The sequence below is a fragment of the Bradyrhizobium sp. genome, from assembly GCF_036735945.1.
GTDB lineage: Bacteria > Pseudomonadota > Alphaproteobacteria > Rhizobiales > Xanthobacteraceae > Bradyrhizobium.
The window spans coordinates 1-13367 of record NZ_DAINNI010000127.1; the positions used below are offsets into that span (position 1 = coordinate 1).

General features: G+C 62.7%; 13 protein-coding genes. 8 read left to right on the forward strand and 5 right to left on the reverse strand.

Features of this window, described 5'->3' with window-relative positions:
* Positions 1-485: 485 nt before the first annotated feature.
* On the forward strand, positions 486-962 hold the full coding sequence (gene secB / locus V7E26_RS25355; protein ID WP_324421646.1) for a protein-export chaperone SecB: 477 nt from the start codon (positions 486-488) through the stop codon (positions 960-962).
* Here secB and dnaQ read toward each other — a convergent pair.
* Genes dnaQ through V7E26_RS25375 form a run of 4 tightly spaced genes read right to left on the reverse strand, consistent with a single transcriptional unit; the run spans position 959 to position 3781 of the window.
* Positions 959-1672 carry a DNA polymerase III subunit epsilon gene (gene dnaQ, locus V7E26_RS25360; RefSeq protein ID WP_324421647.1) on the reverse strand — a complete coding sequence of 238 codons (714 nt, stop codon included), beginning with the start codon at positions 1670-1672 and terminating at the stop codon, positions 959-961. The genes secB and dnaQ overlap by 4 nt on opposite strands.
* A 32-nt stretch (positions 1673-1704) precedes the next feature.
* Complete coding sequence (coaE, locus tag V7E26_RS25365; RefSeq protein WP_324421648.1) at positions 1705-2304, reverse strand: dephospho-CoA kinase; 600 nt, start codon at positions 2302-2304, stop codon at positions 1705-1707.
* A gap of 18 nt (positions 2305-2322) precedes the next feature.
* Entirely contained in the window at positions 2323-2931 is a 609-nt protein-coding gene (locus V7E26_RS25370) for a Maf family protein (protein ID WP_324421649.1), read from the reverse strand.
* 10 nt (positions 2932-2941) lie between these two features.
* The gene (locus V7E26_RS25375; RefSeq protein ID WP_324421650.1) at positions 2942-3781 is read right to left on the reverse strand and encodes a pyruvate, water dikinase regulatory protein; all 840 of its coding nucleotides are present in this window, start codon (positions 3779-3781) and stop codon (positions 2942-2944) included.
* A 444-nt stretch (positions 3782-4225) separates the two neighbouring features.
* On the opposite strand from V7E26_RS25375, the gene hemJ reads away from it, so the two are divergent.
* The 7 genes from hemJ to V7E26_RS25410 all read left to right on the forward strand — a co-directional run bounded on the left by hemJ (position 4226) and on the right by V7E26_RS25410 (position 12568).
* Positions 4226-4648 carry a protoporphyrinogen oxidase HemJ gene (hemJ, locus tag V7E26_RS25380; protein WP_324421651.1) on the forward strand — a complete coding sequence of 141 codons (423 nt, stop codon included), beginning with the start codon at positions 4226-4228 and terminating at the stop codon, positions 4646-4648.
* Between the two features lie 254 nt (positions 4649-4902).
* Positions 4903-6168 carry a transcription termination factor Rho gene (rho, locus tag V7E26_RS25385; protein WP_028348326.1) on the forward strand — a complete coding sequence of 422 codons (1266 nt, stop codon included), beginning with the start codon at positions 4903-4905 and terminating at the stop codon, positions 6166-6168.
* Between the two features lie 304 nt (positions 6169-6472).
* A complete protein-coding gene (mnmE, locus tag V7E26_RS25390) occupies positions 6473-7810 on the forward strand; it encodes a tRNA uridine-5-carboxymethylaminomethyl(34) synthesis GTPase MnmE (RefSeq protein ID WP_324421652.1) in 1338 nt (445 codons plus the stop codon).
* A 122-nt stretch (positions 7811-7932) separates the two neighbouring features.
* The gene (gene mnmG, locus V7E26_RS25395; RefSeq protein WP_324421653.1) at positions 7933-9816 is read left to right on the forward strand and encodes a tRNA uridine-5-carboxymethylaminomethyl(34) synthesis enzyme MnmG; all 1884 of its coding nucleotides are present in this window, start codon (positions 7933-7935) and stop codon (positions 9814-9816) included.
* A 181-nt stretch (positions 9817-9997) separates the two neighbouring features.
* Positions 9998-10687 (forward strand): 16S rRNA (guanine(527)-N(7))-methyltransferase RsmG, encoded by a 690-nt coding sequence (rsmG, locus tag V7E26_RS25400; protein WP_324421654.1) that lies wholly within the window; start codon positions 9998-10000, stop codon positions 10685-10687.
* Entirely contained in the window at positions 10684-11535 is an 852-nt protein-coding gene (locus V7E26_RS25405) for a ParA family protein (protein ID WP_324421655.1), read from the forward strand. The genes rsmG and V7E26_RS25405 overlap by 4 nt, the downstream gene beginning before the upstream one ends.
* A gap of 148 nt (positions 11536-11683) precedes the next feature.
* Positions 11684-12568, forward strand: a complete 885-nt coding sequence (locus tag V7E26_RS25410; RefSeq protein WP_324421656.1) for a ParB/RepB/Spo0J family partition protein — start codon at positions 11684-11686, stop codon at positions 12566-12568.
* A gap of 109 nt (positions 12569-12677) precedes the next feature.
* Here V7E26_RS25410 and holA read toward each other — a convergent pair.
* Positions 12678-13367, reverse strand: a 690-nt coding sequence (holA, locus tag V7E26_RS25415) for a DNA polymerase III subunit delta (RefSeq protein ID WP_324421657.1), incomplete at its 5' end; no start/stop codon positions are given.

Consider the following 13367-nt stretch of genomic DNA (forward strand, 5'->3'; position numbering starts at 1 on the left):
AGCGCCAGGAAGATGATGGTGTAGATATCCACGTCGTATTCGCTTTCTGGTTCTAGCGCCGGCAACGGGCCCGGCGCTCGAGCGTTCCCTGGAGTGTGAGGCTCTCTAGCGAGTTTCCCCGAGAACGGCAGAGGATTACATCATCGATTGAGACTGCAGCATGTATGCATGAAACTGCGCCCGGCCAATGGCGCGTTTTGGCGCGGGTGATTGTAGCGCGTTTTGGCGGCGAGGGGAAACCCGATCATGGCCGGAAATCGCGCACATTCAATCGTTTAGGATATAAATTGGGCGGCCGGTCAGGCCGTATTAGGCATATCCGCCACAATTGCCGGTCCGAGCGGGCTCGCCGTCGGCGCGTCGTCCTTGTGGAATGAGCCGGGCCTATGATAGCCACTCGCCCGGAAACGATATTTTCACCACCAAACCGAACTCGGAACGACGAACAAGGGCCCGCGCTCGCGAGCGCTTCAGGAGAGAGTTTCATGACCAACGGCAACGGCGCGCCTGCCGAACAGGCCCCTCCCCAGCTCAACGTGCTGGCTCAGTACACCAAGGATCTGTCGTTCGAGAATCCGAACGCCCCCTCCTCCCTGGCGCCGCAACAGCAGCAGCCGAACATCAACATCCAGATCAACGTCGGCGCGAATAACATCTCGGAGACCGAGTTCGAAGTAACGCTCTCCATCGAGGGCAAGGCCGACAGCGCCGGCAAGGTGATGTTCAGCTTCGAACTGGCCTATGCGGGCGTGTTCCGCATCGTCAACGTGCCGCAGGAAAATCTGCATCCGCTGGTCATGATCGAATGTCCGCGGCTGTTGTTCCCGTTTGCCCGCGAGATCATCGCGACCGCGGTGCGCGACGGCGGCTTCCCGCCCTTGATGCTGGATCCGGTCGATTTCGTCGGCCTGTACCGCCAGAACATGGAGCGACAGGCCGCGTCCGGCGCCAAGCCGAGCTAACGGTCGCTGGCCGCCGCTACGGGAAGAAAATCGTTCCAGATCGGCTTGTCGCCCAGGGTGGCGACGAAGGCGCGGTGGGCCTCGCGGTCCGCCTCGCTTACCCGTGCCGCCAACGGAACCTCGCGCTGCCGGCGTGGCGTTTCGCCGCCGCCGCTGGCAATGGCGGCGCGGGTTTCCGGCGCCAGGATCAGCTGCGACTGCCGCGCCCCGATCAGGTCGATATAGACCTCGGCGAGCAACTCCGAATCGAGCAGCGCGCCGTGCTTGGTGCGACGGGAATTGTCGATCGAATAGCGCGAGCAGAGGTCGTCGAGCCGGTTCGACACGCCGGGATGCTTGCGCCGCGCCAACAGCAGCGTATCCACCAGCCGCTCGCGCGAGATCGGCTGCCGCTTGATGCGGTCGAGCTCGGCATTGATGAAGCCGATGTCGAACGAGGCGTTGTGAATCACGAGCGGCGCGTCGCCGATGAATTCGAGGAACTCGTCGACCACCTCGGTGAACAGCGGCTTGCTGGCGAGGAATTCGGTCGACAGGCCATGCACGGCAAACGCTTCCGCCGGCATGTCGCGCTCGGGATTCATATAACGGTGAAACGTCTGCCCCGTCGGCATGCGGTTGAATATCTCGACACAGCCGATTTCGACCAGGCGGTCGCCGCGCAGCGGATCGAGGCCTGTGGTTTCGGTATCGAGAACGATTTCGCGCATGGACTTCTTGTGAATGCTGGAACCGCGGCGAATCAGATCCGCCGCTGCGGCATCTTAACGACCTCGGCCAGAATGTCCTCGATTTGCGCGCGCACGGGGTCGAGCCCGTGCGAGGTATCCACGACGAAATCGGCCCGCTTGCGCTTTTCAGCATCAGGCGTTTGCCGCGCGATGATGGAATCGAGTTTTGCGGCATCCATGGTGCCGCGCGCCAGCACGCGCTCGCGCTGCAGCTCCGGCGACGTCGTCACCACCACCACCGCGTCGACGCGCTTTTCGCCGCCGGTCTCATAAAGCAGGGGAACGTCGACCACCACGACAGGCACGCCGGCACGTTCGGCATCCTCGAAGAATTTCTGCCGGCCGGCGCCGAGCATGGGATGGACGATCTGCTCGAGCTGCTTCATCGCCGCGGGATCGTGCACCACGCGCTCGCTGAGTTTTTGCCGGTTGACCTTGCCGTCGACAGTGGTTCCGGGAAAGGCCGCCTCGATCGCCGGGGCCGCTGCCCCCTCGTAGAGCTTGTGGACCTCCGCGTCGGCGTCATAGAGCGGCACGCCGGCCTCCACGAACAGTTTTCCCGTCGTGGACTTGCCCATGCCGATCGAACCGGTGAGTCCAAGCACTAGCATCGTTTGCGTCGCTTCATCTCACACACCGAGTAGCCCCTGCCCGCGCAGGAAAGCAAGCAACGGCAACAGCGGCAAGCCGAGAATGGTGAAATGGTCGCCCTCGATGCGCTCGAACAGATGCACGCCCAGCCCTTCGAGCTGATAGGCGCCGACGCTGGTCGTGACGGCGTCGCCGGCCGCATCCAGATAGGTTCGTATCTCCTCTCCGCTCAACCGGCGCATGGTCATGCGCGCGATCGACACCTCGGAAAAAAGCATCTTGCCGCCGTGGGCCACCGAGACCGCCGAATGCAGCTCATGCGTATTTCCGGCCAAGGCACGCAACTGCTCCGCCGCCTGCGCGTGGCCTGCCGGCTTGGAGAACAATCGCTGGCCGAGCGCCAGCGTCTGGTCGGCGCCTATCACATATCGATCCGGCGTCCTGGCCGATACGAACAGTGCCTTTTCCTGCGCCAATAGCGTGGCGATCTCTCCAGGCTGAAGCAAGCCGGACTTCTGCTGGATTGCGCGTTCGTCGATATCGGCAGGAACGGCCTCGAAGGACATGCCGGCATTGGCGAGCAGCATCTGCCGCGCGCGGCTTTGCGAGGCCAGTACGAGCGGATGTTGTCCGCGCCAGATGGTCATTGGTGCTGCATCATTCGGAAAGCCGCTGCCGCTGGCGATCGGTGAACAGTTTCAGCACGGCCGCGGCGGTTTCCTCGATCGAGCGGCGTGTCACATCGAGCTGCGCCCAGCTGAACCTCGCACTCAGCTTGCGGGCATAGGCGACTTCGTCGGCTACCGCCTGGCGATCGATATACTCATCGTTCGGAGTATCGGCGCCCATGCTCAGCAAGCGGTTTTGCCGGACCTGAATGAGCCGCTCGGGCGTCGCGTGAAGGCTGACGACTAGCGGCTTCTTCAATGTCTCGAGCTGGTGCGGCAACGGAATGCCCGGCACCAGCGGGACGTTGGCGGTGCGAACGCCGCGGTTGGCGAGATAGATCGAAGTCGGCGTCTTCGACGTGCGGGAGACGCCGACGAGAACGACATCGGCCTCCTCCAGCCCTTCGACGTGCTGACCGTCATCATGAATCATGGTGTAGTTCAAGGCATCGATGCGCTTGAAATATTCCGCGTTCAGAACGTGCTGCGCACCTACCCTGCCTGTCGTTGCCGCGCCGAGATACGCCTCGAACAATTGCATCACCGGCCCGATGATCGACAGACTCGGAATATTGATGTCCCTGCACTTGGTTTCGAGGCGGCCGACCAGATCCTTTTCTAGAAGCGTAAAAAGCACGATGCCCGGCGCCTCCTCGATCTCGTCGAGCACGCGGTCGAGCTGCTTCTGGCTGCGCACCAGCGGATAGACATGTTCGACCGCGGTCACGTTGGCGTATTGCGCAGCCACCGCGCGCGCCACCGTGATCAGCGTCTCGCCGGTCGAATCCGAGACCAGATGAAGATGAAAATAGTTGCCGGTCGTGGGCACCCGAACCCCTGTGTAATCCTGTGAATCCTGTGGAGCTTAACCACGTTGCAGAGACCCCTGCCCCCGCCCCATGGATAACCCTCGAGTTTCTTCACAGGGCCTCCAGCGAGGATAAGTCCACCGCCTGGCGGCAATGATAATGAGAAGATGTGGATTTGTCTCTTGATAAGCTGACTACGGATCATCGCAAACGATTGATGCCAGTGGCGTTATCACAATGATCGCTATCCCGGCGCAGGTCAGCGCGGGATGTGAACAAGCCATTCAAAACTGTGGGACCGCATTGTGTGAGTCCAAATCACCGTTACGAAGACTCAAACCCTAAGATTCTAAAATTATTAGTTTAGAGAAGCGGAGCTTTGCGGATATGTCTTTCGTCCCACGCTGGCGAAGCTCTCTCGCAACGCTGAGACAGCAGGAACGTTCCGGAACGAGACGGCTGCGATGTACGAATGGATCAAGGCGCTGCATGTGATCGCCGTCATCTCGTGGATGGCCGGCATGCTCTATCTGCCGCGGTTGTTCGTCTATCACTGCGAAGCCGAGATTGGATCGAAGCAGTCCGAGACCTTCAAGGTGATGGAATGGCGGCTTTTGAAGCTGATCATCAATCCCGCGATGATGGTGACCTGGCTGGCCGGGATCTATCTGGCCTGGAGCGGCCACTGGTACACGTCGCCCTGGTTTCACGCCAAGCTGACGCTGGTGGTCATCCTGTCGGGTGTCCACGGATTTTTCGTTCGCTGGGTCAGGGATTTCACCGCCGACCGGAATACCCGGAGCCAGAAATTCTATCGTATAATCAATGAAATACCTACTATCCTGATGATCTTCATCGTCATCCTGGTGATCGTGAAGCCGTTCTAGCCGAATATTTCGTTAAGCTGGCGCTTCCTCCCCTGCTTGCGAAGCAGCGGCCGATTTTCTATATTGTCGAAATCCCACCCCACGCAGGCGGATGGCTGCGTTCCGGCTCCTCATTGGACCGGCCGCCGCATCAGGTTTGACGCCTCACCGGCGCTTCCCTTGCTTAGATCTGCGGACCTTCCTTTTTCCGTGGCCGCTTTTTCTCAAAGCCACCCCTGCACTCCTTCCAGACGACACTCCACAGGACCACCCCAATGCGGGAAATGAAACTCCAAGACCTCAAATCAAAAACACCGGCCGAGCTTGTCACGTTCGCGGAAGAAAGCGGGGTCGAAAACGCCAGCACCATGCGCAAGCAGGAGCTGATGTTCGCCATTCTCAAGCAGCTCGCGATCCAGGAAATTGACATCATCGGCGAAGGCGTCGTCGAGGTGCTCTCCGACGGCTTCGGCTTCCTGCGCTCGCCCGACGCGAACTACCTGCCCGGCCCCGACGACATCTATGTCTCGCCGTCGCAGATCCGCCGCTTCGGTCTTCGCACCGGCGACACCATCGAAGGCCACATCCGCAGCCCGAAGGAAGGCGAACGCTATTTCGCGCTGCTCAAGGTCAATACGCTCAATTTTGAAGATCCGGAAAAGTCCAAGCACAAGGTCAATTTCGACAATCTGACGCCGCTGTTTCCGGATCAGCGTTTCCGCCTCGAGCTCGAAGACCCGACCCGAAAAGATCTTTCTGCACGCGTGATCGACATCGTAGCTCCCATCGGCAAAGGCCAGCGTGCGCTGATCGTCGCGCCGCCGCGCACCGGCAAGACGGTGCTGATGCAGAACATCGCGCACTCCATCACCGCCAATCATCCGGAATGCTATCTGATCGTTCTCCTGATCGACGAACGTCCGGAAGAAGTCACGGACATGCAGCGCTCGGTGAAGGGCGAGGTGGTGTCGTCCACCTTTGACGAACCTGCGGTGCGTCACGTCCAGGTCGCCGAGATGGTGATCGAGAAGGCGAAGCGCCTGGTCGAGCACGGCCGCGACGTCGTGATCCTGCTGGACTCGATCACGCGCCTCGGCCGCGCCTACAACACGGTGGTGCCGTCATCCGGCAAGGTGCTGACCGGCGGTGTCGACGCCAACGCGTTGCAGCGGCCGAAGCGGTTCTTCGGCGCGGCGCGCAACATAGAGGAGGGCGGTTCGCTCACGATCATCGCCACCGCGCTGGTCGATACCGGCAGCCGCATGGACGAAGTCATCTTCGAAGAATTCAAAGGCACCGGTAACTCCGAACTGATCCTCGACCGCAAGGTCTCGGACAAGCGGACCTTCCCGGCGATCGACATCTCGCGCTCCGGAACGCGCAAGGAAGAGCTGATCACCGATCCGCAGCTCCTGAAGAAGATGTACGTGCTGCGCCGGATCCTCAATCCGATGGGCACGATGGACGCGATCGACTTCCTGCTCGACAAGCTGCGCAACACCAAGAACAACGCCGAGTTCTTCGACTCCATGAACACCTGAGCCGCGAAGCCCGGCTTGGGGGAGGGCGCCTCGCACTCGTGGGGCGCCTTTTATCATGTCGCGGAGGTCAAATCCGGTTTTATCGATTGGTTAACCATATAAATCATTGAATCGCCGGCGGTTTATTATCGTCGGGATGCCTGGACGCAAAACTGCGAAAACAACCCCATGCAAAGTAGAGTGGGCCGATCTCGTTGCACTCACACTGCCTCGTGTTCGGCAGGACATCTTCCGTCGTGACCGCCCGTCCGACGCCGCTCACCGAATCGCGTTGCCTTTTCACGACCTCCCGCACAAATAGGCGATGCATCCGCGGGACCACACCATCTTCGCCCTGTCGTCAGGCCAGCCGCCGAACGCGATCGCGCTGGTGCGCGTCTCGGGCCCGCAGGCCGAAAAAGTTCTGACGTCGCTGGCCGGCAGACTGCCGTCGCCAAGGATGGCGAGCCGCGCCCTGCTTCGCGATCTCGGCCAGCGGCCGATCGACGATGCGGTGGTGTTGTGGTTTCCGGGCCCGGCCAGCGCGAGCGGCGAGGACGTCGCGGAATTTCATGTCCACGGCGGACGCGCGGTCTTGGCTGCCTTGTTCGCGGCGCTGTCCGCGTTCGAAAATGTTCGGCCCGCCGAGCCCGGCGAATTTACCCGCCGCGCGTTCGAGAATGGCAAGCTCGACCTCACCGAAGCCGAAGGTCTCGACGATCTCATTCACGCCGACACCGATCGGCAGCGCCGCCAGGCGCTGCGCCAGTTGAAGGGACTGCTCGGCGACAAGGCGCGCGACTGGCGGGCACGGATCATCGAGGCCTCGGCGCTGATCGAGGCCGGGATCGATTTCTCCGACGAGGGCGATGTGCCGGCAGAACTGCTTGCCCCGGCGCTGGCCAAGGTCAAATCGCTGGCGGCCGAGATTGCGGAAGTGCTGGCGGAGCAGGGGCGCAGCGAACGGCTTCGCGATGGCCTCGTCGTCGCAATCGCCGGCCCGCCGAACGTCGGCAAGTCGACGCTGATGAACCAGCTCGCGCGCCGCGAAGTCGCGATCGTATCGCCGCATGCCGGCACAACACGCGACATCATCGAGGTGCAGCTTGATCTCGACGGCTATCCGGTGACGGTGATCGATACCGCGGGCATTCGCGAGACCGATGATCCGGTGGAGCAGGAGGGTGTTCGTCGCGCCAGGGCGCGGGCAGGGGATGCGGACCTCGTGCTGTGGCTGTCGGATGCGTCGGGCGCTGACAGTGAAGGAAAGGGCGAGACGACGGCGCCAGTCTGGCTGGTCCACACCAAGATCGATCTCGATGGAGCCGATCGGCCATTGGCCGACTCGGCCGGAGGCCGGGTCTTTTGCATCTCGGCCAGTCGCGGCGACGGCCTGGCTGAGCTGATCGCGGCCGTCGTCGAATTCGCACAGACCTGCTTCGGCGGCGGCGAGGGTGGATTGATCGGACGGGCCCGGCAGCGAAAGCTGTTGGAGGAGACGGCGGCCGCGCTGGCGCGTTGCGTCGAGGTGATTGAGGAGGGCGAAGAGCTGGCGGCCGAAGAACTGCGCGCCGCGGCCTACTCGCTCGGAAGATTGCTCGGCCGGGTCGATGTCGAGGACATCCTCGACGTCATCTTCCGGGAGTTCTGTGTAGGTAAGTAACTCTTCCTTACCCATGTTTCACGTGAAACATCTCCGAACAGAACCGCGCCTGTTTCACGTGAAACAATTCCTTAAGCAAACTTCTGCTTCCCGGTATTGTGAGTTGGGGATAGAAACCCGCCATGATCTCCCAGGCAGACTCCTTCGACGTCATCGTCATCGGTGGCGGCCATGCCGGCTGCGAAGCCGCGAGCGCGGCTGCCAGGATGGGAGCCAGGACGGCGCTGGTCACGCACAAGTTCGCGACGGTTGGGGCGATGTCCTGCAATCCGGCCATTGGCGGACTCGGCAAGGGTCATCTGGTCCGCGAAGTCGACGCGCTGGATGGTTTGATGGGCAGGGTGGCGGATGCCGGGGGCATCCAGTTCCGGATGCTGAACCGTCGGAAGGGTCCCGCCGTTCGTGGACCGCGGGCGCAGGCGGACCGCAAGCTTTATGCCGCCGCGATGCAGACGGCGATCCGGGAGACCGACAATCTCAGCGTGGTCGAAGGCGAGGCGGATGAACTGATCGTCTCCAACGGTCGGGTCACCGGAATCCGTCTGGGCGACGGCCGGGAATTGAGGGCCGGCGCCGTCGTCATCACCACCGGGACTTTTCTGCGCGGCCTGATCCATCTCGGCGAGAAGAACTGGCCGGCCGGACGGGTCGGGGAGGCGCCGGCGATGGGGCTCTCGACATCGTTCGAACGCGCGGGCTTTACGCTTGGACGGTTGAAGACCGGCACTCCGCCGCGGCTCGACGGCACCACCATCGACTGGTCGGCAGTCGAGATGCAGCCCGGCGACGATCCACCGGAGCCGTTCTCGGTCATGACGGACAGGATCACGACGCCGCAGATCGAATGCGGGATTACCCGGACGACGCCGGCGACCCATGACGTGATCCGCGCCAATGTTCATCGCTCGCCGATGTATTCCGGCCAGATCAGGAGCAGCGGTCCGCGCTATTGTCCGTCGATCGAGGACAAGATCGTCAAGTTCGGCGATCGCGACGGCCATCAGATCTTCCTGGAGCCGGAAGGGCTCGACGACACCACGGTCTATCCGAACGGCATCTCGACCTCGCTGCCGGAAGAGGTTCAGCTCGCGATCCTCGCCAGCATTCCCGGCCTCGAGCGGGTCAGGATGGTCCGGCCGGGCTACGCCATCGAATACGACCATGTCGATCCGCGCGAACTCGATCCGACCCTGCAGACCAGGCGCGTGCCGGGTCTCTTCCTGGCGGGACAGATCAACGGCACGACGGGATATGAGGAGGCGGCCGCGCAGGGGATCGTCGCTGGCCTCAACGCGGCCCTGACGGCGGGTGGTGCCGATCCGATCGTGTTCGATCGGGCCGACGGCTATCTCGGCGTGATGATCGACGATCTCGTGACCCGCGGAATATCAGAGCCGTATCGGATGTTCACCTCGCGGGCGGAGTATCGTCTGACCCTGCGGGCTGATAATGCCGATCAACGCCTGACCGACAAGGGCATCGTGCTCGGCTGCGTGGCCTCGGCGCGGGCTCAGCGCCACCGGGACAAGATGGCCGCGCTGGCGGCGGCGAAGGCTTTGGCCAAGTCGCTGACCATAACTCCCAACGAGGCGGCGAAGCATGGCCTCGCGCTCAACCGCGATGGTCATCGCCGGTCGGCTTTTGAACTACTGGCCTATCCTGAAATCGAGCGGACAAACCTGCGCGGCATCTGGCCGGAGTTGTCTGATATCGACCCCGCCATCGCCGTCCATCTCGAGATCGACGCCAAGTACGATGTCTACCTCAAGCGCCAGACCGCCGACGTCGATGCTTTCAGGCGAGACGAGGGCCTGGTGCTCTCGGGCATCGACTACGGCGATGTGCCCGGGCTTTCCAACGAGGCGCGTGCCAAGCTCGCAGCGGCGCAGCCGCGGACCGTGGGGCAGGCGGGCCGGCTCGACGGTCTGACGCCGGCGGCGCTTGGGATCCTGGCCGCCTATCTGCGTCGTGAGGCGCGGCGGAAGAATTCGCGAGCAACAGCGTAAAGAATCTGTTTCACGTGAAACGGGCAGGGCGGACAAAGTCTACACATAAAGCGGCGCGGCGGTTGTCTATCGTCATTGCGAGGAGCGGCAGCGACGAAGCAATCCATCTTTCGATCTTGCCGCACGATGGATTGCTTCGCTGCGCTCGCAATGACGGCTACCGATAGACAGCGTTTCAGTTATGGGCAAAAGCCAAATAGATCTTCCCTCGGCCAATGACCGAGCTGAGGCACTTGCGCTCACGCCTGTCTCGCGCGAGATCGTCGAGCGGCTCGATCGCTACGTCGCGCTTCTTCTGCAGTGGCAAGCCAAGACGAATCTTGTCGCACCCTCCACGCTTCCCAATCTCTGGACGCGACACATCGCCGATTCGCTCCAGCTCCTGGACCTGGCGCCATCGGCAAAAATCTGGGTCGACTTCGGCAGCGGCGGCGGTTTTCCAGGCGTCGTGCTCGCCTGCGCGCTAGCCGAAACGCCGGGCGCCAACGTTCATCTGGTCGAGCGCAACGCCAAGAAAGCGGCCTTCCTGCGCGAGGCCGTCCGCATAACTTCTGCGGCTGCGACCGTGCATTTGGCTGAGATCGGGGATATTGTGGAAAGAATCGGTAGTCGCGTCGATTGCGTCACAGCGCGGGCGCTGGCTCCATTACATCAGCTTGTCGGTTTCGCGGAACCGTTTGTGAGCGGCGGCGCCAAGGCGCTGTTTCTCAAGGGTCAAGATGTAGAGGCTGAATTGACCGAAGCCACTAAATACTGGATTATTCACCCGCGACTCCACTCCAGCCGAACGGGCGGGCACGGCTGGATCGTCGAACTCGACCGAATCGAGCGACGCACCCCTTCCGCAACTACAAATGGCGAACGGGCATGAGCGAATTAGACGAGATTTATCAAGATGATAGGAAGCCTACGCCGCCGCCTCATCCGCGTATCCTGTCGCTCGCCAATCAAAAGGGTGGCGTCGGAAAGACCACTACCGCAATCAATCTCGGCACCGCACTCGCGGCGATCGGCGAGCGCGTCCTGATCGTCGATCTCGATCCGCAGGGCAACGCCTCCACCGGTCTCGGCATCGATCGCCGCAACCGCAGCTGCTCGACCTATGACGTGCTGATCGGCGAAGCGCCGCTGCGCGATGCGGTGGTTGTCACCGCCGTGCCGCGGCTGCACATCGCCTCCTCCACCATGGATCTGTCGGGCCTCGAGCTCGAACTCGGCACGACGCCCGGCCGCGCGTTCCGCCTGCGCGATGCGATCGCGGCGCTGAACAAGGACGCCGCGCCGGATGCCGACTACACCTATGTGCTGATCGATTGCCCGCCCTCGCTCAACCTTCTCACCGTCAATGCGATGGCGGCGTCGGATGCGATCCTGGTGCCGCTGCAGTGCGAGTTCTTTGCGCTCGAAGGTCTGTCGCAGTTGCTGCAGACGGTGGAGCAGGTGCGCTCGACGCTCAACCCGAACCTGTCGATCCACGGCATCGTGCTGACCATGTTCGACTCGCGCAACAATCTGTCGAACCAGGTGGTCGCCGACGTCCGGCAGTTCATGGGCTCGAAGGTCTACGACACCATGATCCCGCGCAACGTGCGCATCTCCGAGGCGCCGTCCTACGGCAAGCCGGTGCTGGTCTACGATCTCAAATGCGTCGGCAGCGAAGCCTATCTGAAGCTCGCGACCGAAGTGATCCAGCGCGAGCGCGATCTCAGGACGCATTGAAAAATGTAGGATGGGTTGAGCGCAGCGATACCCATCAAAGCGCGTGATGAAGGTGATGGGTTTCGCTTCGCTCTACCCATCCTACGCGCGGCCGCGAATCAATCGAATTCTGTTCCGGAGTAGTTGAGTGAAGTCTAGGGAGTTGGCGATGGCCGACAAGACGGGTTCGCGACTGGGCCGTGGCCTCGCAAGTCTGATCGGTGATGTCGGCGGCGAGGCCGCGCACCCCGAACGACCGCGCAACCAGCGCAAGGTGCCGATCGAGTTTCTCAAGCCCAATCCGCGCAACCCGCGCCGGACTTTTTCCGATACCGAGCTCGGCGAGCTCGCGAACTCGGTCAAGCAGCACGGCGTGATCCAGCCGATCGTGGTTCGTCCGGTAAAGGGCGCGCAGGATCGCTACGAGATCATCGCCGGCGAACGCCGCTGGCGCGCCGCGCAACTCGCCAGCCTGCACGAAGTGCCGATCGTGCCGATCGAGGTGAGCGATTCTGACGCACTCGAGATCATGATCATCGAGAACGTGCAGCGCGAAGATCTCAATGCGATGGAGGAGGCGCAGGGCTATCACGCGCTCGCCGACGAATTCAAACGCAGCCAGGAAGAAATCGCCAGGGAGGTCGGCAAGAGCCGCAGCCACGTCGCCAACATGATGCGGCTGACGAAGCTGCCGGCGGAAGTGCAGGGGCTTATCGCGAGCGGTGAATTGTCGGCGGGCCACGCCCGCGCGCTGATCGGCGTGCCCGATCCGCTGGCGGCCGCCAAGCGCATCGTCGCCGAAGGCCTCAACGTCCGTCAGACCGAGGCGCTCGCCCATGAAGAGGGTGTGCCGGAGCGCAAGCCGCAAAAGGCGCGCGGTGGCGGAAGCGGCAAGGCGAAAGACCCTGATACCGTGGCGCTGGAGAAGCGTGTCAGCGACGCGCTCGGCCTGAACGTATCGGTCAACCACCGCGACCCCGGCGGCTCCGTCCAGATCAGCTATCGCAACCTCGAGCAGCTCGACGAGGTGATGCGGCGGCTGGAGGGGAAATAGTCTCTCGGCGTCATTGCGAGCGGAGCGAAGCAATCCATGTCTCGCCGGACGAAGCGATGGATTGCTTCGTCGCTTCGCTCCTCGCAATGACGGCGGATGGTCCCGCGACCTACCCTCGCCGTTTCGCGTTCGCCGCGATCGACAGCAACGTCCGCAGCGCGATTGCGGAGGCCAGCGTCGCCTGCTTGCGCATGTCGAGCGCGGCGGTGCCGAGCTGATCGATGATGGCGGCCAGCCGCGCCGGGCTGAAATTGCGCAGCGCGGTTTCGACGGCGCCCTTGCGCGAGAAATGCACCCGTGGATAGCCGCTCTCGAGCAGGGTCGCGGGCGGCGTGCCTTCGGCGACCGCGAGCGCCGATTTGTGCAGCCACGCGGCCTGGCGCTGCGCAGCCGAGATGATGACGCCGGGATAGGTGCCGGCGACCATTGCTTTCGCAAACTCGCTTTCGACCAGATCCGGCTTGCCGGCAAAGGCGCCGTCGACGATCGGGTCGAGCTTCAGCTCGGACGCGTCGGATACGACGGTCATGACGTCGTCGAGCGCGATCTCGCCCTTGCCGTGAGAATAAAGCGCAAGCTTGCGCAGCTCGTTGCGCGAGGCCTGGCGGTCGCCGCCGAGCAGCGACATCAGCACCGAGCGGGCATCGGCGGCGATGCGCAGGTTGGATGTCCGCAACTCCTCGTCGATCAGCCTGATAAGGTCGCGCTCGGTGTCGGGATAGCAGGCGATCGCGACCGCGGTCCTGGCGCGCTCGCAGGCCTTGCGCAGCGGCGATTCCGGCCTGAGTTCGCCGGCCTC